Source organism: Streptomyces rimosus (assembly GCF_008704655.1).
In the GTDB taxonomy this organism is placed as follows: Bacteria; Actinomycetota; Actinomycetes; order Streptomycetales; family Streptomycetaceae; genus Streptomyces; species Streptomyces rimosus.
Window position 1 is genome coordinate 573,621 of sequence record NZ_CP023688.1, and the last position, 20,862, is coordinate 594,482.

Below are 20,862 nucleotides of genomic sequence, written 5' to 3' on the forward strand. Positions count from 1 at the left end.
AGTGCACTCCAAGGCCATAGCGTTGAGGGCACGCCTGTAGCACCAGGGCCTCGCTAGCGCCCCGGAAGGCTGCCTAAGTTCTCTGCCGGCTCCCGGCTAAACACGAAAGAAGCCGGAGCCAGGCGATCGATATCCCAGGAGCATCTCCGATGCAACAACGCAAACTAGGGCAGGGCCTCGAAGTCTCGGCTCTCGGGCTCGGCTGCATGGGCATGAGTTTCTTTTACGGTCAGCCACAAGACACAGCCGAGATGACGAAGCTACTGCGGGCGGCCGTTGACCGCGGCGTGACTTTCTTCGACACTGCCGAAGTCTACGGCCCGTTCACCAATGAGGACCTGGTCGGTCAGGCGCTGGCGCCGGTACGCGACCAGGTGGTGATTGCCACCAAGTTCGGAATCAAGCACGGCGAGCACGGGCCGACCCCGATGTCCGGGGTCGACAGCAGACCCGAGCAGATCCGCCGAGTGACCGAGGCCTCGCTCAAGCGTCTTCGAACCGAAAGCATCGACCTACTCTACCAACACCGCGTCGACCCCGACGTTCCCATTGAAGACGTGGCCGGCACGGTCAAGCAGCTGATCGCCGAAGGCAAGGTGAAGCACTTCGGATTGTCCGAGGCCGGTGCCGCGACGATTCGTCGCGCCCACGCCGTTCAGCCGGTAACGGCACTGCAAAGCGAGTACTCGCTCTGGATGCGCGAGCACGAAACCGAAATCATTCCGACCTTGGAGGAACTGGGCATCGGTCTGGTGCCCTACAGCCCGCTCGGCAAAGGGTTTTTGACCGGCAAGATCGATTCCAGTACGTCGCTTGCCGACAACGACCTCCGCCGTCTGCTCCCACGCTTCAGCCCTGAAGCACGGCAAGCCAACCAGGTGCTGGTCGACCTGCTGCAGCAGATTGCCGACGACAAAGGAGCCACGCCGGCCCAGATCGCTCTCGCCTGGGTGCTGGCGCAGAAGCCGTGGTTCGTCCCGATCCCCGGCACCACCAAGCTGCACCGACTGGAAGAGAACCTGGGCGCACTCGACGTCGAGCTGACAACCGGCGACCTACATCGGATCGAAGAAGCCGCGGCCAACATCCGGATCCAGGGCGAACGTCTCCCTGAGCAGTTGCAGTCCCGGTTCGGCCGCTGAAAGCCTGTTCTGACTCCTGAAACCGTAGGTCACCGCACCGACGGCGGGCAGGTGGTCCCAACGCTTCCGTTCGTGGAACCGTCTCGGAGACGGTTCCACGAACGGAAGCGTCCTCGTCCTGGTTGTGGAGGGCTCCCGGAAGGAGGATCGGGCCAGGGGGGCCGTTGGGCTCGAAGAACCACCGCCCACAACCCGCTACGACGTCGGGAAAACGACCAGACGATCAGGCGACCGGGGAGCATCACCGAGCGCGACAGCCTCGGAGGGCAAAAGACAAGATAAGCGCCTGCGAGTACCCCAGTCAGCATGCTGGACCGGAACATCACGAGGCCCGCGGATCTCCCGTCGACCAATGAATCCGACCTTCCGCTCGCGATGGAGCAGAATCTCGCCGAGCATGCCTGCCACCTGCACCGGATTGGGAAAGCGCGTCCATCACCGAGACCGGCGACCTGCTGACCGCCGACAGCGGTCTCGCCAATGACACCTCCAACATCGTCGCGGCGGCCCGCTTCGCCCCGAACACCGCCCCGGCTCGCGCCGCGGAGACGGTCCGGACCTTGGTCGCGACCGGCCGCCCCCCTTCCCCTGGTGGGTGGGCCCCGCCTCCACACCGGGCAATCTCGCCGAGTGCCTTGAGGCCGTCGGCCTGCAAGCGTCGGAAACCGAGACGGGCATGTGGAGAGATCTACGCGGTCCCCTCCCCGACGCGCACGTCGACGGCTTGGAGATCCGCCCGACGACCGCTCCGGAGCAGCTCGCCGACTACGCCACGGTCCTCGCCGCAAACTGGAACCCACCCGCCGCCACGGTGCGCCGGTTCTTCGCGGATGCCGCCGATTTGGCACTCACCGCCGACTACCCACCCGCTACCTGATCGGTTACGTCGACGGCCGTCCCGTCTGCTCGGCCCAGGTTTTCCTGCACGCAGGCGTCGCCGGGACCTACAACATCGCCACACTCGCCACCGACCGCAGTGAGTACTCCACCGCCCCGAACGGGTTCATCGGCCCACGGACGCGTGTGGTGCCGGTGAGCACGGGTATGCCGGACAATCGCAGGCTCGGACTGTCCTGCGGCCTCGAGCCTCGCCTTATCGACTCTTGGGAGCATGATCGTGTCAATCGCTGCTGACCGGCTTTCCGATCCCGCCGTGCGCGCTTTCGTCACCGCCCTCAACGCACAGGACCGAGGGGCGTTTCAGGCCGCTCTCGCGCCGGGGGCGACCATGTCCGACGATGGTACGGAGCGAGACCTGGCCGACTGGACCGAACGGGAGGTCTTCTCCTCCAACGGGCGCATGGAGGTTGAGTCCGAAGCAGATGGCGGGCGGTCCTTGACGGCTCTCTACAGCAACGACACCTGGGGCGCGATGCGGACACGCTGGGCATTCACCGTCGAGGACGGCAAGGTCAGCCGCTTCGAGACTGGGCAGGCCTAGAGATACGCGGCCCCTGACGGTGGCCTTGCCGGGGAGCATTGACGGACCGCGGGCCGCAGAGGCCGAGGACACCCCGCGCGCCTTCCGCACGCCGCCGACGCCGAGGACATCCGGCCCGGAACTACCGGTCACCTCGACTTGCCCGGCAAGGTCACCGCCCTCCCCCGTGCCGCCGAGCTGACATCCGCCGAGCGGGCCACGCTCGACCACGGCACGACCGTACGACGCTGCCTGGATCACTCCCTGTGCGTCACCACCGGCTCCGCCAACCGGGCCACTGCCCAGGAACCGGCACCGAATGAGAGTTTCCGGCACCGAATGAGAGTTTGGAGAATCGTCCTTTTCCGGACTTCGCTGCACTTCTCTCTACGCGAAGCGTCTCCGGCGCGGGTTCTCGGCGGCGCGCGGCTGCCCTGTCGTGTCGGCAGGTCAGCTACCGCAGGCGCAGCCAGCGGCACCCTGGATGGGCTCGGCAGCCGTGCTTTCGCTGCCGCAGCAGGCGTCGCCGCCCAGGGCGGGGCTCTTGCCCAGCTGGTCGGCGTCGGCCTTGACCACGTAGACCTCCCAGGGCTCCTTGCCGGGGCCGGTCACCCAGACCTTGTCCTGGAGGGCGTAGCAGCAGGAAGTGTCGTTCTCCTCGAAGGTCACCAGACCCGCCTCCTTGAGGCGGTCGGTAGCGGCGGCGACCTGCTCGGTGGAGGTGACTTCGACGCCGAGGTGGTCCAGCCGGGTCTCCTGGCCCGCCTCCCCCTCGATGAGGACGAGCTTCAGCGGCGGCTCCGTGATGGCGAAGTTGGCGTATCCGGGGCGGCGCTTGGACGGCTCGGCGCCGAAGAGCTTGGAGTAGAACTCCACTGACGCCTCCAGGTCGGCGACGTTGAGGGCGAGCTGGACACGGGACATGACGTCCTCCTTGACCTCGTTGCATCGATGGCTTTCGATGCCTCTCCGATGCAAGTTAGCTTGCACCCTGGATCGACGGTCGTCAATATAGAAGCATGTCGAAACAAGAGCTTGAGGTGTCCGGCCGGACCGAAGCCTGCTGCCCGGGGCTGCTGACCGCCCCGCTGGACGAGGAGCAGGCCACCGAACTGGCGAAGGTCTTCAAGGCGCTGGGGGATCCGGTGCGGCTGCGGCTGCTGTCGATGATCGCCTCCCGGGCCGGCGGCGAGGTGTGCGTATGCGACCTGACCCCTGCTTTCGACCTGTCCCAGCCGACGATCTCCCACCACCTCAAGCTGCTGCGACAGGCCGGGCTCATCGACTGCGAACGCCGCGGGACCTGGGTGTATTACTGGCTGCTGCCCGAGATGACCGACCGGCTCGCCGGCATCCTGACCCGTCCGGCCGAACAGCCGCTGCCCGAACCCGCCGAGCCTGCCGGGGCCGCCTCGTGACCGCCCCGACCGCGTCCGCCGCCGGACCGGTGGCAGCCCGCCTGTCGTTCCTGGACCGCTTCCTCGCCATGTGGATCCTGCTGGCCATGGGTCTCGGCCTGGGTCTGGGCCGCCTCGTCCCCGGGCTCGGGGGCACGCTGGCCAAGGTCAGCGTCACCGGCGTCTCCCTGCCGATCGCGCTGGGCCTGCTGGTGATGATGTATCCGGTCCTGGCGAAAGTCCGTTACGACCGCCTGGACACCGTCACCCGCGACCGCCGCCTGCTGATCCCCTCCCTGGTGATCAACTGGATCGTCGGCCCGGCCGTGATGTTCGCCCTGGCCTGGATCTTCCTGCCGGACCTGCCGGAATACCGGACCGGACTGATCATCGTCGGGCTGGCCCGCTGCATCGCCATGGTCATCATCTGGAACGACCTGGCCTGCGGCGACCGCGAGGCCGCCGCCGTCCTGGTCGCCCTGAACTCGGTGTTCCAGGTGATCGCGTTCTCCGCGCTGGGCTGGTTTTATCTCCAAGTACTGCCCGGCTGGCTCGGCCTGGACCGGACGACGCTGGACATCTCGGTGTGGGAGATCGCCCGCAGCGTGCTGATCTTCCTCGGCATCCCGCTCGTCGCCGGGTTCGCGACCCGCCGGATCGGCGAGAGGACCAAGGGACGCGCCTGGTACGAGGCCAAGCTGATACCGAGGATCGGGCCGTTCGCCCTGTACGGGCTGCTGTTCACGATCGTCGTCCTGTTCGCCCTGCAAGGCGATGCGATCATCTCCCGGCCCCTGGACGTCGCGCGGATCGCGCTCCCGCTACTGGTGTACTTCGCCCTCATGTGGGCCGGGTCCATGGCCCTGGGCAGGGCCGCGGGGCTGGGCTATCCGCGGGCGACGACGCTGGCGTTCACCGCCGCGGGCAACAACTTCGAGCTGGCCATCGCGGTGGCCATCGCCACCTTCGGTGCAACGTCAGGGCAGGCGCTGGCCGGGGTGGTCGGCCCGCTCATCGAGGTGCCGGTACTGATCGGCCTGGTCCATGTCGCTCTCGCCGCCCGCCGGTACTTTCCCGGACCTGAGCCCCTGCCGGACCCCGCGGCCGCCGCCGAGGCGGAAGGTTCCGCTCGTGTCTGACACTCCCCCGAAGCCGTCGGTACTGTTCGTGTGCGTCCACAACGCCGGCCGCTCGCAGATGGCCGCCGCCTTCCTCACCCACCTCGGCCAGGGCCGCATCGAGGTCCGCTCGGCGGGCTCGGCCCCGGCCGACGCGGTCAACCCGGCCGTTGTGGCGGCGATGGCCGAGGCCGGGATCGACCTCTCCGCCGGGATCCCCAAGGTGCTGACCAGCGAGACCGTGCAGGCGTCCGACATCGTGATCACCATGGACTGCGGAGATGCCTGCCCCGTCTTCCCCGGCAAGAAGTACCGGGACTGGAAGTACCTGGACTGGAAGCTCGCGGACCCAGCCGGGCAGGGGGGCGAGGCCGTCCGGCCGATCCGCGATGAGATCGAGCGAAGGGTCCGGAGCTTGCCGGCCGAACTCCGACCCGGCGAAGCCTGTCCTTGGACGGTCTCGCGGGCTACTGGCGGGAGGGGGTTGTTCCGGCCGGGCTCGGAGTAAGGACGCGGAGGGCCCCGCACGGAACCGGGAGGTCAGGGTTCCGTGCGGGGCCGCTCATGGGGTGTGGGCCGTCAGACTCCGATCAGGGTGTACGTACCCGTACCGTCCTGCCTGCCGCTGGAGTACTGGCGTATGAACTCGCCGTCCGCGTACCGGTCGTGGCCCATCATGGAGCCGGTGTACTTGTTCTGCACACCGATCTTCGAGCTGCCGGGTACGTCGCGGTAGATGTAGAACCGCTGGAGGTCGTCCTCCGCACAGGTGGCCGTCTGCAGGACCGCCCGTTCGGTGCCCGCGTTCTGCCCGGCGATGGTCGCGCACCCGCCGTTGCCCCAGTTCCACAGGGACGCTTCGATGACCCCGTTGCGCTCCGTCACGTTGCACAGGCGCCAGTTGTCCAGGTGGGCGCTGAAGATCGACGAGGGCCGCAGGCGGACCCCGTCCGACGCCAGGAGCGGCGCGCCCCAGGACAGGGGCTTGCCGGGTACGGCGATCTTGTAGACCTCGGCCTGGCAGTCGAGAGCGGCCCGCGCGCCGCGCCCGGTGGCCTTGGGCTGTTCGGCGGACGTGCCGCCGGCGAGCGCCGGGCGCTGCGCGAGGCGGTCTGGCACCTGCTTCGCCGTCGGCGCCACCGCACCCGCCGGGTGCTCGGCCTTCGCGGCGGCCGAGCCGCAGTCGAGGAGGCTTTGCGCCTTGGCCATGATGCTGCCTGCGGGCACCTTGTCCTGGCAGCGCACCGCGCCTTCCTCAAGGGTGGTGTAGGTGGTGAAGTTACCTCCGTCGGGCCCCTCGATCCACTTCAACGCCCACTTGCCGTCGCCCTGTTGGACGCGGTTGCAGTTGAGGCTTACGTACGTACCGGTGACCTTCTTGGTGCCCTTGTAGGCGCCGTAGTAGCCGGGCTGGTTGAAGTTCCACGTGACCGCGTTCGTCTCGCTGCTGGTGGAGGTGTAGTCGACCTTCACGTCAAAGCCCAGGCTCGCGCCGACCTTGCCGAGGGCCTCGGTGCCGAAACCGCCCTCGATTTTGCCGCTGAGGCCGACGGAGACCGTGATGGTCGTCTGGGTGGTGGTGGTGACGGTCTGGGTGCCGGTGGTGCCCTCGGTGACGTACCAGCCCTTGAAGTGGGTGATCGTCGGGGACACTTCGGTGGACTTGATGTACGGGTGGCGTGTGCCGAGGTCGGCCGCCGTACAGGTGTCGCCGGGCGCGGGCGTCTGCGCCGTCGTGGTGGTGGGTGCTGCAGCAGCCGGTGAGGCGGCAAGGCCCATGGCGGTGACCGCCCAGGCGGCCGCCGTAGCGGTCACCGCCATGAGTGATCTGCCGATGCCGCTGACGGGTCTTATGGGGCGCATCGTTGCCCTTCCCCCTGGTTGTGTGTGTTCCGTCAAGGGGTGAACGTAGCGGCCACGGGGGTGGCGGCGAGAGCCCGGAACTGGCCAAAAAGGATCATAGAGGGGCTTATTCCGCCCCTGGCGCGCACGGACGCCGGACCATTTCGCGGCCGTTGGTCCCGGCTCCGGGGTGGTGGCGTTTCGTGGAAGTCACACCCGTACGTGGCTCATGACCAGGACAAAGGCGCCGGTCTGTGGCGGCCACGCCCCCGCACGTCTCGAACCCCGTCGCGTCTTCCATAATGCCTCCATGACCAGGGCCGACGGCTGGGTGCGTTACTGGCGGGACGGGGACCGTCCCGTGGAGGCCATGCACGCGCACTTCTTCGATCACGTCTATCCGCCGCACAGCCACGACACCTACTCGTTCGGCATCACCGACGCCGGCGCGCAGCGCTTCCGTTGCCGGGGTGGCAACCACACCAGTGGTGCGGGGATGGTGATGGCCTTCAACCCGGACGAGGTGCACGACGGGCGGGCCGCGGCCGAGCTGGGGTACCAGTACCGCATCGTGCACATCGGGCCGTCCGTGGTCCGCGACATGATCAGCGACGCCACGGAGGGGCGTACCGGCGCCCTGCCGCTGTTCCCTGACCCCGTGCTGACCGACCATGGGCTCGCCGGGGCCCTCGCCCGGCTGCACGCCGCGCTGGCCGGTCCCGCGGATCCGCTGGTGCGCGACGAGCGGCTGGCCGCGGCCGTCACCGCCATGGCGCGGCGTGGCGCGTCCGCGGTCGCCGCTCCCCTGCGCGTCCGGACCCCGGCCGACCGCGCACGCCGCCAGGCCGCCCGGCGGGCCCGTGCGCTCCTGGACGACGCCTACTTGGAACGGCTGACCGCCGAGCGCCTTGCGGAGGCCGCCGGGTGCAGCCGGTTCGCCCTCTACCGTGCCTTCCGCGCGGAGTACGGTCTGGCGCCCAGCGACTATCAGCGGCAGCTGCGCCTGCGCCACGCGCGCACGCTGCTCCGGGCCGGTGCCACGCCCGCCGACGCAGCCTCGGTCAGCGGCTTCGCCGATCAGGCGCACTTCGGCCGGTGGTTCCAGCGCGTGTACGGCATCACGCCGGGGGCCTTCCGGCGCGCCTGAGCGCCGGCACGGCTCAGCGCACGGCGGTCTGCCCGGCGGCGGCCCACTCCGGGGCCGCCCCGGCCGACCGGAGTTCGCGGATCAGCGCCCGTACCGCCGCCGACCCGGCCGCCTCGGGCGTGGTCACGTAACCGACTTCCCGCCGGGGCGGCCGCGGCGCCAGAGGGGTGACGGCGACGTCGGCGGGCGCGCCCGCCAGGGTCATCATGGGCATGATCGACATGCCCATGCCGCGGGCGATCATCGACAACACCACGGTGTCGTCCTCGGCCCGGATCGTGGCCGGCGGGATCCAGTCCTGGCCGGCCCACCATGCGCGGGTGTACGAACCGCAGTTCTCGTCCCAGTCGATCAGCGGCAGGGTCCGCGGATCGGCGTGCGCGCCGCCCGCCGGGTGCGCCAGCGCGTACGGCTCCTCGAAGAGCCGGGCGCCGACCAGGCCCGGCGGCGGGCCCGCCCCGTCCAGGGTGGCGATGCCCAGGTCGGCCCGCCCGTCGGCGACTTCCCCCGCGGTGCCCCGGCCGATCTCCCGTACGATCCGCACCTCGGGCGACAGGCCCGGGTGGCGGCCGGTCAGCCGCTCCAGTACGGCGGGCAGCAGGTGGGCGGCGGCGCTGCGGAACGCCGCGATGCGCAGCGGGCCGGTGACCGCCCCGTCGCCCGCGCCGCGCACCTCCTGTCCCATCGCTTCCAGCAGCCGCACGATCCGGCGCGCGTAGGCGACCGCCCGGGTGCCCGCGGCGGTCGGGCGGGCGCCGTGCCGGCCGCGGTCGAAGAGCACGGCCCCGAGTTTGCGTTCACAGGTGCGTACGGCATGGGAGACGGCGGACTGGGTCATGCCCAGGCTCGCGGCCGCCGCGGTGAAGCCCCGCTCCCGCTCGACGGCGATCAGGATGCGCAGCTCGTGCGGCGCGAGGTCGCTCATGCCGCGCAAGTATTCCATGAGCAGCATTCATGGAAAGCCCGCTTCCATCGACGCGGGCCCCTGCCCACGGCGGCGACGGCTTCTTACGGTGAGCGGAGCGCGGCCGAAGATCACCCGAGTACCGCCGCCCCGCATACCCTCTCCCCCTCCAAGGAGCCCCCATGACCGCCACGGCCGCCCGCTTCGTCCACCAGATCTCGCGCCCCGACGGCTTCCCGACCGCCGGTGACTTCGCCTTCGTCGAGGAGACCGTCCCCGCCCCCGCCCCGGGCCAGGCGCTGGTGGAGAACGTCCATCTCTCCGTCGACCCGTACATGCGGGAGCTGATGGACGGTGGCTGGGACCTGCACACCCCGCTGGAGGGGCGCTCCATCGGGCGCGTCACCGTGTCCCGCGCGCCGGGCCTGGCGGAGGGCGACCTCGTCTTCCACCGCAAGGGGTGGCGCACTCACGCCCTGGTGACGCCGGACGAGGTGCGTGTCCTGCCCGACCACCGGGGCGTACCGGCCCGCTCCTACCTGGGCGTTCTCGGCGGTACGGGCCTGACCGCCTACGTCGCGCTCACCCGTACGGCACGCCTGAAGCCCGGCGAGAGCGTCTTCGTCTCCGCGGCGGCGGGCGGCGTGGGCAGCGCGGCGGGCCAGTTCGCCCGGCTGCTGGGCGCGGGCCGTGTCGTGGGCAGCGCGGGCTCGCCGGCCAAGGTCCGGCGGCTGACCGAGGAGTGGGGTTTCGACGCGGCCTTCGACTACCACGACGGCCCGGTCGGCGACCTGTTGGCCAAGGCCGCTCCGGACGGCATCGACGTCTACCTGGACAACGTCGGCGGCGACCACCTGGAGGGCGCCATCCAGGGCCTGCGCGAATTCGGCCGCATCGCCTGGATCGGCGCGATCGCGCAGTACCACAGCGCCCGGCCGCCGGCCGCGCCCCGCAACCTCTTCGACATCGTCGAGAAGAGCCTGCGTCTGGAGGGCGTCCTCGTACGCAATCACCGCGACGCCCAGCGCGAACTGGAGGATTTCCTCGTCCCCCACCTTCAGGCGGGCCGTGTCGTGGACGTGCAGACGGTGGTGCAGGGTTTTGACAACGTGGTGGACGCGTTCCTCGGCATGCTGGGCGGTGCGAACAGCGGGAAGATGATCGTGGAGGTGGGGGCGGAGCGGCTTTAGGGCCGGCATCGGCATGCGGTGGCGCTGCCTCCCTGCGGCTTCCCGCCCCTCCGAAGCTGGGCCCCGAAGCGGGACTCAGCACTCCGGAACCGGAGCCGACGGGCCGTGACGCCGGCGGAAGGCGATCAGCTGTGTGCTCGCCAACTCGGCGTACAGGGAGTCATGTGCCATCAGTTCGGCGTGGGTTCCCCGTGCCCGCACCCGGCCGGCTTCCATGACCAGGATGCGGTCGGCGGTGGTCACGGTGGACAGGCGGTGGGCGACGACCAGGACGGTGGTGCGGCGCGCGGTGTCCGTGACGGTCTCGCGCAGGGCGGCCTCGTTGGCCGCGTCGAGCTGGGAGGTGGCCTCGTCGAGGAGGAGCAGCCGGGGCCGTCGGAGCAGGGCCCGGGCGATCGCCACCCGCTGCCGTTCGCCGCCGGAGAGCCGGCTGCCGCGGTGGCCGACCTGGGTGTCCAGACCGTGCGGCAGACGGCCCGTCACGGTGTCGAGCCGGGCCACGCGCAGGACGTGGGCGATCTGCTCGTCGGTGGCGTCGGCCGCGCCCAGCGTCAGGTTGTCGCGCAAGGTTCCGGCGAGGACGGTCGGGTCCTGTTCGACGTAGCCGATGGCGGCGCGGAGCTCGGCGAGAGGCCATCGGCGGATGTCCGTGCCGTCGAGCAGCACGCGGCCGGTGTCCGGCTCGTAGAAACGCTCGATGAGGGCGAAGACGGTGGTCTTGCCCGCGCCGGACGGTCCGACGATCGCCGTCACGCCGCCGGCGGGAACGGCGAAGGAGACATGGCGGTGAACCGCGGGGAGACCTGGCCGGTAGGCGAAGTGCACCTGCTGGAAGGTCACGGTGGCGGGGTGCCGGTCCCGATGCCGTTCATGAGAGCCGGAAGGCCGCCCCGGGGCCGCGGCGGCCTCGTCGCCACGCCCCTGGACACCCTCCGCTCCCCCGATCCCCGATTCCCCGCCCTCCGCTCCCCCGGTCTCCGCTTCCCCGCCCTCCGCTTCCTCGGCCTCCAGCGTCTCGGCCTCCCGGATACGTACGGCCGCGGCTGATCCGATCTGCAACTGCCCGACGCCTTCGACCAGTTGCCCGATCCTGGGGGTGAGGGCGAAGAGGTAGAGCAGGAAGGCGACGAGCGTGGAGACGCCGATGGAGCCGGAGGTCACGCGCGCGCCGCCCACTCCGAGCACGACCAGGAAGCAGACCTGGAGGACGACGGCCGACAGGGTCGCGGACACCGCCTCCCACGCGGCGGCGCGGACGCCCGTACGGCGGGCGTGCTCGGCCGCACGGTGCAGTGCCGCGGTCTCCCCCTGTTCGGCGCCCGCCGCCTTGACGGTGCGCAGCGCGCCCAGCGTCCGTTCGAGCCCGGCTCCCATGCGGCCGACGGCTTCCTGGGTGTGCCGGGTGGCCCGCCCGATGTGCGGCGTCACCACGATGACGACGCAGCCGACGAAGGCGATCACGGTGAGGGTGACGCCGAGCAGGACGGCGTCCAGCAGCCCCATCATCACGACGGTGGCCACCGTGATCAGAGTGCCGGTGACCGCGGCCGACACAGCCTGGGGGGCGGTGCGTCGCAGCAGTACGGTGTCGGAGGTGACGCGGGCGATCAGGTCCCCCGGCTCGGTGTGTTCGATCACCGGTACGCGCAGGCGCGGAAGCAGGTGGGTCAGCCTGCGCCGGACGGCGCAGACGACGGACTCGGCGGAGCGGTCGAGCACATAGTGGCCGAGGCCCGCGAGAAGTCCGCCGGCCACCACCAGCGTGCTGAGGACGACCACGGGGCCGGCGGTCGGCTGCCCGTGGCCGATGATGTCCATGACGTGCTTGGCCGCCAGCGGCTGGGCCAGCCCCAGGACGCTGCCCAGCAGGCCGAGCGCGACACCGGCGAGCATGCGTCCGCGCTGTGGCCGGAGGTGACCGGCGAGGGCCCGGAGGCCGGACCACGCGGAGCCGTGGCCGGCGAGGTCGGCCGGCTGTTCCGCCGGGTGTGCCGGGCCGTCGGTGCGGCGGGCTTCGGTCGGGGGCGCCGAGGTCACGGCCTCACTCCACGGTGAAGAAGCGCTGGAAGTAGGAGGCCGGTACGTTCTCTCCGACGAGTTCACCCTCCGCCTCCACCCAGGCGTGTGCGGCGAACGGCGGGCGGGCGCGGACTCCTACGCACCAGGCGGGCCACTGCCCGTACAGACGGCACAGCAGCACCGTGGCCAGGGACCGGGGCAGGCATCCTTTGCTCCCTCCGGCGGCCAGGCTCACCGCGAGGACCGTCTGCCGGGCGCGAGCGGCCTCGGCGAGCGTGGCGGGCTCCGCCCCGCGCCGCAACCAGCCCAGGACGACGCGGATACGGCCGGGCGGCAGCGTGGCCAGTACATGGGCGCAGCCCACCGCCACCCGGGCCGTGAGGCGGCGGGCCAAGGGGATGGAGCGAGGGCGGTAGGGGACCGCTTCCGGCGTCGACATTGCGTACCTCTTCCCTGGGGGCCAGGTGTGTGCCCGGTGCGGTGGCTACGGTGCGATGAGGCCAGCCGAGCGCAGGTCGTCGATGATGCGGGTGACGTCCTGAGTGGCCAGGTCGGTGTCGACGCCCTCGTAGTGTGCGGTCAGTTCCTCCACCGCCTGGTCGATGCCGCGGCCGTCCAGCAGGGTCTGGAGGACGACTGCCGCCGTGGGGTTGAGGGTCCAGTACTCGGCGCTCTTCTGGTCGAGCAGCGCCATGCCGTACTCGGTCTCGGTCAGCAGAACACCGGGTTTCAGCGCGTACATCGCCGTCACCTCTCCTGTCAGGTCAGGGGCCGGGCGGTGCCGGTGTCATCTCGCGGGAGCGCAGCCACGCTTCACAGGCCACGGTCGGGTGCAGCAGGTAGCTCTCCGTCTCCGCGGACAGCGAGCGGCGGCACCATTCCCGCAGGACGTCCACGTCGACCAGGCCGAGCCGGCCAAGCCGGGATTCCTCGCAGAGCGCCAGCAGCCGGGCGCGGTGGCGCCGCAGCCCGGTCTCTTCCTCGAAGGTGGCGTTGGCCTTGGTGTCGCGCGTGCGCACGGCTTCGGGCACGATGCCGCGCATGGCCTCGACGATCAGCGGTTTGTACCGCCAAGGGGTGATCCGGTCCGGTGTCCGGACCGCGAGGCACGCTTCGATGACACGATCGTCGTAGTACGGCGCCGCCACGGTGATCCCCAGGGGTGCCGCCATCTGCCCGATGTGCCGGGTCCACTGGGAAATACCGTCCATCGCGGCCAGTTCCCGGTGTTCACCGTGGCCCCTCCCCCGCGGCTCGGCGTCCGGCAGGCAGGCGGACAGCAGCTCGCGCGCCGCCGCGACGGCCTCGGGCGTGGCCCAGGGCGGCATCCGGGGCGGTACGGACCAGTCGAGCAGCGGTTCGTCCGCGGCGGCCGCCGGCTCCATCAGGTCACGGGCGACCCGGGCGAGCCAGGACCGGTAGGAGCGGCGGTCCACGAGTTGGCGCAGCGCCTTGCGCCGGGGCCACTGGTACTTGGCCGCGTATCCGCGCAGGTCCCGCAGGGTGCGGAAAGGGTGGGCGGATATCGAGGCGTGCAGCCGGGCAGGCGTTCCGGCCAGGAGTTCATCGCCGCCCAGCCCGGTCAGGTGCAGTCCGGACCCCCGGACGGCCGCCCGCTCCAGGAGGTGCATGCGGCGGTTGCGGTCGACCGTGAGCATGCTGGGCGTATCCAGAATGTCCTGGAGCGTATCGATACCGTTAAAGGTCAGAGCCGTATCCTGGGCGGGTACGACGTGATGCTCGACCGACCCCAGGGCCCGTACGGTCTGCCGCGCCCAGTGCACATCGTCACCGAGTTCGTCATGGAGGGCGGCGGTGTACGCGACGACCTTCGCCTCCCCGCGTGCCGCGGCGCAGCACACGGCGGTCGAGTCCAGGCCGCCCAGGTCCGTCGTCACCAGGTCACGTCCCCGCGTGCGCACATCGACGGCGGCGGTCAGCACCTCACGCAGGCGCACGGCCCCCTCCGCCAGCGGGACGTCGGGGCCGGGCGGTGACCACCACCGGCGTGGCCGCGCTCGTCCGTCGGCATCGAGCGTCAGACAGTGGCCGCCGCGCAGAGCGTGGACGCCCCGCCACTGCGGTGCTCCCGACAGCGGGTGCGGTACGCCCAAGGTGAGCAGTTCCAGGGCGAGGCGGCGTTCGTCCAGCCCCGCGCCTACCAGCTCGGCCAGCACGTCGGCCCGGTCGGCCGCGACGCTCACCCGGGCGGACACCGGAGGCGTGGCCTCGGCGTGGAACACCCGCCGCAGATCGACGACTCCGCCCTGCACCCGGACCTGTCCGCCTGAACTGGCCACGAGGTGGAAGCTGCCCGCCCAGGTGCTGCTGTGCCGGTCCAGCGCCGTCAGCGACGCGGTGGCTGCCGCCGCGGCGGCACGCCGGGCTTCCCGGGGGGTGACGGAATGCTCCCCGATCACGGCGACGCGGGTCCTGCCGTGCACTCCCACGACGGCCGACCGGTCGGTCCAACGGCCCACCAGCCAGGGCCTGCCGGACGCATGACGCAGGTGGTGCGTCGCGTGGGAAAGTGCTTTCGCGGCAACCGTGGTGGCCGCGTCGGTGTCGGGAAGGACGACGAACCAGCTGGACAGGGCCGACAAGGACAGGGACTCTTCCACGGCTACGGCCTTCGGTCGAAGTGACGTCGGTAGCGGGAGGGGGCATCGGCGGGCGGGCCCGGTCGGCCGCGGGCCGGGCCGGCGCGCAGACCGGCCCGGCCCGTGACACTGTGCGGGTCCGCTCAGCGGCTCCGCACCGGTCGCGTCAGAGGAGCTGCTTGCCGCCGAGAACATCCTTGGGGCCGGTGTTCTTGACGCCCGTCACCTTGCGGAAGCCGCCGGCCTTGGTGAGTGTGGGGCGCTCGTACGTCATGGTCGCACTCCTTTTCCTCAAGGAATAACGCGGATCACGGGACCGGACCGACGCCATGCGAAAGCATTTGCGTCTGCACTCCCGCGAGCGGTTGATGCCGCGCCGCAACCGTAAGAGCGCTGAGCGCATCATCACAATGATGTGCTCGCGGTGACGTGTGGTACGCCGGGGGCGTGAATTCCTGTTGCGAAAGCGCGGTGTGATGCACGCGCTCCCGAGTGGTGACACGGACCGGTTTGAAGGCACCGATTCCGTGATGCGCGGCGAGCGGGACGGGCAATCGCCCGCTTCTGGCGTGCGATAGGCGGGCCGCTGTTCGTACGGGAAGCCGCTCCCCGGGCGTTGTCAGACCCCGGCCCTAGCATCCATAGCGTGAACGTTGAGCTGAGCTTGCCCCGTGATGTCGTGCTCCCATCTGGCCGGACGGTCACCGCCGAGGGCGGCGGTGACATACCGGTCCTGTGGCTGAGCGACGACGCCGTGTCCGGGGCCGCCGGGCTGTGGAAGCGCCTGCGCGAGGAGCACGCCGGCTCCGGGCTGTGGCCTCTGCTGCTCGAACCGCTCCGGCCGGACGACGAGGGCGAATACCGGCCCTGGGCAACGGGCGAGCTGTATCCGGAAGACATGTCCTCGCCACAGGCCCATGATCCGGCCACGCTCCTCGAAGCCTGGTGGGACAAGTACGGGGAGGAGGAGTGGCCCGGTCTCGCGCCGGGCCGGAAGCCCGAATGGCATCCCGACGAAGTGGCCGCCGAGTTCGCCGAGGGCTTCGCCACCCGCAGGCCGTACATACGTCTCGGGCTCGTTGCCGCGGGCCGGGGCGCCGACGCTCTCACCGCCGTCGGCTGGAGCGGCCCCGCCAATTACGACAACGACACCGCCAAGTATTCCGCGGTCGTACGGGGCTGGGAGCGGCGATTCGGCGCGCGTGTGGTGGCTGTCGGGTTCGACACCCTTCACCTCAGCGTTGCCGCACCGCCGATATCCGCGGAGGAAGCGCTCCTCGTCGCCGCGGAACATTTCGCCTTCTGCCCGGATCTCGTGTGGCAAGGCCCCGGCACCCTGGCCGCCTACGCCGAAAGCCTCGTCGGCGCCGTGCACTGGGAATTCTGGTGGGACTGACCGGGCTGCCGGCCGTGCCGGACACGCGATGTCCGACACGGCCGGCAGCCGGCCTCACTTCCAGCGGAGATTGAAGGTGGACCCGGCAACATCGCTCGTCGTGCAGTCGATGCCGCGGTACCGGTCGACGAACGTTCCGTAGAGGTAGGCGTAGGAGTCGTAGGACTGGTCGTGCGACAGTCCCTCGCGCACCCGGAACCGCAGCTGTACGTGCACGGACTCGCGCGGCTTGAGTGTGCTGGGCCCGGGGATACCGCCCGTGGCGGCGTCGCCCTGGCGCAGGGTCTTCCACTCGCGCTTCGCCGCATCCCAGTACTGGAGGTCGGCGTAGGGGCTCAGGCCGTGCTCGCCCTCGTTGTAGACGTTGCTGTCCACCCTGGCCCGCAGGCTGAAGGACTTCAGTTCCTTCTTCGAGACGTTGGTGAGCGTGGCGGTGAAGACGTGCCACTCGTCCCCGAGGCGAACGGTGTCGGGCACACCGAAGGACCGGCCGGCGAAGAAGTTGTTGTGGTACTGCCCGTAGGCGGTGTCGACGTCGGAACACGTCGGCATCTTCGGGGCGGGGGCCGCCTGGGTGGCCGGTGCGGCGGCCACCGCCAGCGGGATCAGGGCGGCCGTCACGGCCGAGACGGACAGGGTGCGGCGCAGCTTCATGGGGAATTCTTTCTCGCGGATCGGCTCGGGACCCGGCCCGGATCTCGGCTCTCAGCGCGGTCGGCCAGGAGGAAAGAGAGAATCGGCGGCAGCCGCCTATGCGGTGGCGTCCGTGTGGCCGGTGCCCGTCGCGGGCTTGCGGCGGCGTACGGCGAAGACCGCGCCCGCGCCCACGGCGACCGCGGCCGCGCCGGCCAGGGCGATCGTCGGCAGCGCGGAGGACGCACCGGTCGCGGCGAGGTGGCCGCCGCCCTGCGCCGCGAGACCGCCGCCCGACCCCGAACCACCCGCGGCGCCACCGGGGGTGGCACTCGCGCTGGGCTCGGCCGAGGCGGTCGGCTCGGCCGTACCGCCGCCCGGCTTACCGGGCTTGCCCGGCTTGTCCGTCGGCTTCCCGCCGACGGGCAGGATGGTGAAGTCGTACCACTCCTCCTTGGCCGAACCACAGGAGCCGTCGCGGTTGCGGAAATCGCCCGCCGCGAGCACGTACCCGGCGCCGGGCTTGGCGTCCTTGACCACGCGGGTGCGCAGCGTCAGCGTGACGACGCTGTGCGGGCCGATCGGGAGGGAGCCGAACAGGTCCTGGGGCGAGGCGTCATGGAACGTCTTCCACTCCCCCGTCCTACGGTCGCGGTACTCGGTGTCCAGTTCCCAGTACGGCCGGTCGACATCCTCGGCCGAGGACACGTACAGGTACGGCTGCACCTCGGTCAGCGTCTTGCCCGTGGTGTTGGTGAGCCGCATGGTGAACGAGGTCCAGGAGCCGCCCGCCACCAGCTGGGAGGGCAGGCCGTTGACCGTCACCCGCAGCTGGTCGGACTCGAAGTCGCAGGTCTGGCCTCCGGTGTCACCGGAGGTGCTGCCCCCGCCGGTGGCCGCGCCGTTGTCCGTACCTCCCGTACCGGCGGAACCGCCCGCACCCGCGGTCGTACCGCCCGTGCCGGCGGTCGTACCACCATTGCCGGCAGTCGAACCGCCCGTCCCCGTCGAACCGGCCGACCCCGTACCACCCGAGCCGCCCGTACCACCCTTCCCAGCGCCTCCGGACGACGCCGTTCCGCCACCGTTCTGGGACGTCCCGCCGGCGTCACCGGCCTGACCGGGGCGCTGCGCACCGTCCGAGGTGCCGCCCTTGCCGCCGCTCTCCCCGGCCCCCTCCGATCCACCCCCCGTAGTCGCCGCGGTCCCGGCGGAACCCGTCGTACCGGAAGCAGTCGTACCGGAACCGGTCTCCACTCCGGCCGCTCCGGTCGCGAACGCGGCTGCGGGCGCGGTCAGTACGGCGGCGGGCGCTATCACGGCAGCCGCTGCGGCGGCCGTCAGGGCGCGGCGAATCTTCATCCAGCAGACCTTTCGGGTCCCACGTGCCGTTCCGTCGGGACGGCACGCTCGTCGATTGTCGTGCGGTGGTTCACGCCTCGGCTCGTACGCCGAGGCGCGGGACGCAGGTGTACGTGCAGGCACACGCGTGTACTCGCACATACTTGCGCCTCATACGAGACCATCGATGCGACGGAAAGGTTGCACACGTGACTTCTTGAGATCGTCGGAACCGGGCAGCGGCCTCGGACGTTTGTACGACCATGCGCATACATCGAGCCGGCGCCGCCGCCGGCGCCCTGCTGGCCGCCCTGCTCACCGTCACCGGATGCGGCCCGTCACCGGCGGGAGGCGGGGGCGGGAAGGCCGCCGAGGGCAAGCCGGCTTCGGCCTCGCCCGCCAAGAAGGGGCCGGGCGGATACGGCGGACTGCTGATGGGCGCGCGCTGGATGGTCCAGTGGGTCACCGTCGACGGCCGGGAGATCAGCGCGCCGCCACACGCCGCCTCCTGGATGGCGTTCGACTACGACAACACGGTCAAGGGCAACGACGGCTGCGCGCCCTTCCGCAGGTCCACGACCCTGACCGACAGTGCGCTGACCCTGGGTGGGGAGTGGACACAGGCGACGGAGGACGGCGGGTGCCCGGCGAAGAACCGCGCCTTCGCCGAGCAGTTGCGGAAGGTCTTCGACGGTCCGCTCACGATCGCCTACCGGGTCGACAATCTCACGCTGGACCTGAAGAACCAGCAGGGCGACTACGTGGCGATCAAACTCCAGCAGCCCGAGGGGTTCTACGGCCGGCGCTGGCAGGTGCCCAGGCTGATCGTGGGCGACACCTACAGTCCGGACCTGCCGAAGAGCGCGTATTTCATCTTCCACGAGGACGGAACGGTCATCGGGAACCTGGGCTGCAACGACTTCACCAGCAAGGCCGTCTTCGAGGGCGACACACTGACCATGTGGGAGCCCACCCGCCTCAGCCGACGCACCTGTTCCCCGGACATCATGAAGGGAGAGGGGTACCTGCTCTCCATGAAGCGGAACCCGCAGACATTCACCTACTCGGTCACCCACGACACCATGAGCGCCTTCGACGAGTCCGAGGGCGCGCCGCTGCGCAACGGCTACGAGTTCACCGCGCTGCCCGACTGATCCGGGGCCAGCGCAGCCTCGGCCGTGGCAAGAATGTTGCCGAAGGTGCGGGTGAGCACGGGCCTCATGAGGAGGCGGGTCAGAGGGGCGCCGAGCAGGGGGAGGCGGACTTCGGCTCGGGTGGTCCAGCGGACGTGGGTGCCGTCGCCGGTTGCGGTGAACGTCATCCGGCCGAGTTCGTGACGGGACGGCGGCCAACTGCGTTCGACGACGTACTCGGTGGCGTACGGCGGGTCGTACCGGGTGATCCGCTCGCGGAACCAGCCGATCAGCCAGAGGTGGCTGCGCACCGCGCCGACCCCGTAAGGCGCGCCCTCACCGGGGCGGGTCAGTCGGCAGCGGAGCGCCAGGGGCGAACGTGTGTAGTGGGTGGTCGTGGTGAGCCAGGCGAACACCTCGTCCACCGGGGCGGGGATGACGCGTTCCACGGTCACGGTTTCCACGGCTGGGGTCCCTTCCTGTCCAGGGGGCGCACCATGTCGGCGCGGTGCAGTTTGTCGGGGTTGCGGATGACGTAGAGGCCGGTGATCCGTCCGTCGTGGATCTCGGCCGTCAGCAGCCAGTCGAGCGCACCGTCGGTCAGGAACCGCGCCCCGGGCATGCCGTTGTAGGTGGCGGGCTCGATACGGGTCGCCGTGAGGCTCGTACGGGCGACACGGAGGACGAACCGGGCGACCTCGTCGCGGCCGACGACCGGGCGGCGCGCGGCGATCACCTTTCCGCCGCCGTCGGAGATCTGCACGACATCGGGCGCCAGCAGGTCCATCAGCACCTGTACGTCGCCGGTCGCCGCCGCGTCCAGGAACCGCCGTACGATCTCGCGGGCGGCGCCGGAGTCCGGTTCGAAACGGCGGCGCCGCGCGTGGACGTGGCGGCGGGCGCGGTGGGCGGTCTGCCGGACGGTGGCCTCGCTCTTGCCGACCGACTCGGCGATCTCGCCGTGGGTGTAGCCGAACACGTCGTGCAGGACGAACACGGCACGTTCGGTCGGACTCAGCGTTTCCAGGACGAGCAGCATGGCCATCGACACCGACTCGGACAGGAGCACGTCGTCGCTCGCCTCGGGAGCGGTACGGATCGGCTCGGGCAGCCAGACGCCCACGTAGTCCTCGCGCCGCGCCCGGGCCGCGCGCAGGTGGTTGAGGGCCTGCCGGGTCACGGTACGCACCAGGTAGGCGCGCGGGTGCCGGACCGTGTCCGGATCGACCGCGCTCCACCGCAGATAGCTCTCCTGCAGCACGTCCTCGGCGTCGGTGGCGCTGCCCAGCATCTCGTAGGCGATGGTGAACAGGAGTCCGCGGTGCTCGGTGAATGCGTCCCCGGCATGCGCGGGGTTCGCAGGGCCCTCAGCGCCCGCAGGTCCCTGGGTGTCCCCAGTGCTGTCAGTGCCCCCAGCAACCTCAGCGTCACCAACCATGCCCAGCCCCCGCCCCCGCCCCGGCCCCATCGTGACGAACCGACATCGCCCTGCCTTTCTCTTCGCCTGCCCATCGGGACACTTCGCGGCGGCGAAACGTGACAGGGGCGGCCCGGCTTTTTCCGGCCGTCCGCCGGCCGCG

The 20,862-nt window shown here is 70.6% G+C and carries 21 protein-coding genes and 1 pseudogene; 10 read left to right on the forward strand and 12 right to left on the reverse strand.

Annotated features, from left to right (window positions below):
* Positions 1 to 149 precede the first annotated feature (149 nt).
* From CP984_RS02110 to CP984_RS02120, 3 genes and pseudogenes are all read left to right on the forward strand, one after another.
* Positions 150 to 1,142 carry an aldo/keto reductase gene (locus CP984_RS02110; RefSeq protein WP_030180295.1) on the forward strand — a complete coding sequence of 331 codons (993 nt, stop codon included), beginning with the start codon at positions 150 to 152 and terminating at the stop codon, positions 1,140 to 1,142.
* A 375-nt stretch (positions 1,143 to 1,517) separates the two neighbouring features.
* Positions 1,518 to 2,276 (forward strand): annotated as a pseudogene (locus CP984_RS02115) (GNAT family N-acetyltransferase).
* Complete coding sequence (locus CP984_RS02120; RefSeq protein WP_202480754.1) at positions 2,254 to 2,583, forward strand: nuclear transport factor 2 family protein; 330 nt, start codon at positions 2,254 to 2,256, stop codon at positions 2,581 to 2,583. Before CP984_RS02115 ends, CP984_RS02120 begins: the two are co-directional and overlap by 23 nt.
* A 429-nt stretch (positions 2,584 to 3,012) precedes the next feature.
* Here CP984_RS02120 and CP984_RS02125 read toward each other — a convergent pair whose 3' ends face one another.
* Positions 3,013 to 3,486, reverse strand: a complete 474-nt coding sequence (locus tag CP984_RS02125) for an ArsI/CadI family heavy metal resistance metalloenzyme (RefSeq protein ID WP_003981720.1) — start codon at positions 3,484 to 3,486, stop codon at positions 3,013 to 3,015.
* 95 nt (positions 3,487 to 3,581) lie between these two features.
* Between CP984_RS02125 and CP984_RS02130 the strand changes: the two genes are divergently transcribed.
* From CP984_RS02130 to CP984_RS02140, 3 genes are read left to right on the forward strand one after another with little or no spacing between them, the layout of a single operon-like run.
* Positions 3,582 to 3,980: an ArsR/SmtB family transcription factor gene (locus CP984_RS02130; RefSeq protein ID WP_030180296.1), complete on the forward strand. Its 399-nt coding sequence runs from the start codon at positions 3,582 to 3,584 to the stop codon at positions 3,978 to 3,980.
* Positions 3,977 to 5,098: an ACR3 family arsenite efflux transporter gene (arsB, locus tag CP984_RS02135; RefSeq protein ID WP_003981718.1), complete on the forward strand. Its 1,122-nt coding sequence runs from the start codon at positions 3,977 to 3,979 to the stop codon at positions 5,096 to 5,098. The genes CP984_RS02130 and arsB overlap by 4 nt, the downstream gene beginning before the upstream one ends.
* Positions 5,091 to 5,585, forward strand: coding sequence for an arsenate reductase ArsC (locus tag CP984_RS02140; protein WP_003981717.1), 495 nt, complete (start codon positions 5,091 to 5,093; stop codon positions 5,583 to 5,585). Before arsB ends, CP984_RS02140 begins: the two co-directional genes overlap by 8 nt.
* A 71-nt stretch (positions 5,586 to 5,656) precedes the next feature.
* Here CP984_RS02140 and CP984_RS02145 read toward each other — a convergent pair whose 3' ends face one another.
* The gene (locus CP984_RS02145) at positions 5,657 to 6,940 is read right to left on the reverse strand and encodes a hypothetical protein (protein WP_032920718.1); all 1,284 of its coding nucleotides are present in this window, start codon (positions 6,938 to 6,940) and stop codon (positions 5,657 to 5,659) included.
* A 289-nt stretch (positions 6,941 to 7,229) separates the two neighbouring features.
* Between CP984_RS02145 and CP984_RS02150 the strand changes: the two genes are divergently transcribed.
* Positions 7,230 to 8,066: an AraC family transcriptional regulator gene (locus CP984_RS02150; protein WP_030180299.1), complete on the forward strand. Its 837-nt coding sequence runs from the start codon at positions 7,230 to 7,232 to the stop codon at positions 8,064 to 8,066.
* Positions 8,067 to 8,079: 13 nt separating this feature from the next.
* On the opposite strand, the gene CP984_RS02155 is transcribed toward CP984_RS02150, so the two are convergent.
* A complete protein-coding gene (locus CP984_RS02155; RefSeq protein WP_032922287.1) occupies positions 8,080 to 8,991 on the reverse strand; it encodes a LysR family transcriptional regulator in 912 nt (303 codons plus the stop codon).
* A 161-nt stretch (positions 8,992 to 9,152) separates the two neighbouring features.
* On the opposite strand from CP984_RS02155, the gene CP984_RS02160 reads away from it, so the two are divergent.
* A complete protein-coding gene (locus CP984_RS02160) occupies positions 9,153 to 10,160 on the forward strand; it encodes an NADP-dependent oxidoreductase (RefSeq protein WP_003986675.1) in 1,008 nt (335 codons plus the stop codon).
* 75 nt (positions 10,161 to 10,235) lie between these two features.
* On the opposite strand, the gene CP984_RS02165 is transcribed toward CP984_RS02160, so the two are convergent.
* From CP984_RS02165 to CP984_RS41050, 5 genes are all read right to left on the reverse strand, one after another.
* Positions 10,236 to 12,197, reverse strand: a complete 1,962-nt coding sequence (locus CP984_RS02165; protein WP_003986676.1) for an ABC transporter ATP-binding protein — start codon at positions 12,195 to 12,197, stop codon at positions 10,236 to 10,238.
* A gap of 4 nt (positions 12,198 to 12,201) precedes the next feature.
* Positions 12,202 to 12,618 carry a lasso peptide biosynthesis B2 protein gene (locus CP984_RS02170; RefSeq protein ID WP_003986677.1) on the reverse strand — a complete coding sequence of 139 codons (417 nt, stop codon included), beginning with the start codon at positions 12,616 to 12,618 and terminating at the stop codon, positions 12,202 to 12,204.
* A gap of 45 nt (positions 12,619 to 12,663) precedes the next feature.
* Positions 12,664 to 12,921, reverse strand: coding sequence for a lasso peptide biosynthesis PqqD family chaperone (locus CP984_RS02175; RefSeq protein WP_003986678.1), 258 nt, complete (start codon positions 12,919 to 12,921; stop codon positions 12,664 to 12,666).
* Between the two features lie 22 nt (positions 12,922 to 12,943).
* Complete coding sequence (locus CP984_RS02180) at positions 12,944 to 14,800, reverse strand: lasso peptide isopeptide bond-forming cyclase (RefSeq protein ID WP_003986679.1); 1,857 nt, start codon at positions 14,798 to 14,800, stop codon at positions 12,944 to 12,946.
* Between the two features lie 145 nt (positions 14,801 to 14,945).
* Positions 14,946 to 15,053: a keywimysin-related RiPP gene (locus tag CP984_RS41050; RefSeq protein ID WP_106970745.1), complete on the reverse strand. Its 108-nt coding sequence runs from the start codon at positions 15,051 to 15,053 to the stop codon at positions 14,946 to 14,948.
* A 372-nt stretch (positions 15,054 to 15,425) separates the two neighbouring features.
* Here CP984_RS41050 and CP984_RS02190 point away from each other — a divergent pair, with 372 nt between their 5' ends.
* Positions 15,426 to 16,175: a DUF4253 domain-containing protein gene (locus tag CP984_RS02190; protein WP_032922286.1), complete on the forward strand. Its 750-nt coding sequence runs from the start codon at positions 15,426 to 15,428 to the stop codon at positions 16,173 to 16,175.
* A 54-nt stretch (positions 16,176 to 16,229) separates the two neighbouring features.
* On the opposite strand, the gene CP984_RS02195 is transcribed toward CP984_RS02190, so the two are convergent.
* Together CP984_RS02195 and CP984_RS02200 are read right to left on the reverse strand one after the other, a co-directional pair.
* Positions 16,230 to 16,829 (reverse strand): hypothetical protein, encoded by a 600-nt coding sequence (locus CP984_RS02195; RefSeq protein WP_003986683.1) that lies wholly within the window; start codon positions 16,827 to 16,829, stop codon positions 16,230 to 16,232.
* Between the two features lie 96 nt (positions 16,830 to 16,925).
* Positions 16,926 to 18,170: an LPXTG cell wall anchor domain-containing protein gene (locus CP984_RS02200; RefSeq protein ID WP_030180302.1), complete on the reverse strand. Its 1,245-nt coding sequence runs from the start codon at positions 18,168 to 18,170 to the stop codon at positions 16,926 to 16,928.
* A 242-nt stretch (positions 18,171 to 18,412) separates the two neighbouring features.
* On the opposite strand from CP984_RS02200, the gene CP984_RS02205 reads away from it, so the two are divergent.
* A complete protein-coding gene (locus CP984_RS02205; protein WP_003985569.1) occupies positions 18,413 to 19,303 on the forward strand; it encodes an META domain-containing protein in 891 nt (296 codons plus the stop codon).
* Here the strand turns inward: CP984_RS02205 and CP984_RS02210 are convergent.
* The gene (locus tag CP984_RS02210) at positions 19,276 to 19,746 is read right to left on the reverse strand and encodes an SRPBCC family protein (RefSeq protein WP_003985570.1); all 471 of its coding nucleotides are present in this window, start codon (positions 19,744 to 19,746) and stop codon (positions 19,276 to 19,278) included. The genes CP984_RS02205 and CP984_RS02210 overlap by 28 nt on opposite strands.
* Positions 19,734 to 20,720: an RNA polymerase sigma-70 factor gene (locus tag CP984_RS02215; RefSeq protein ID WP_078575670.1), complete on the reverse strand. Its 987-nt coding sequence runs from the start codon at positions 20,718 to 20,720 to the stop codon at positions 19,734 to 19,736. Before CP984_RS02215 ends, CP984_RS02210 begins: the two co-directional genes overlap by 13 nt.
* Positions 20,721 to 20,862: the final 142 nt, after the last annotated feature.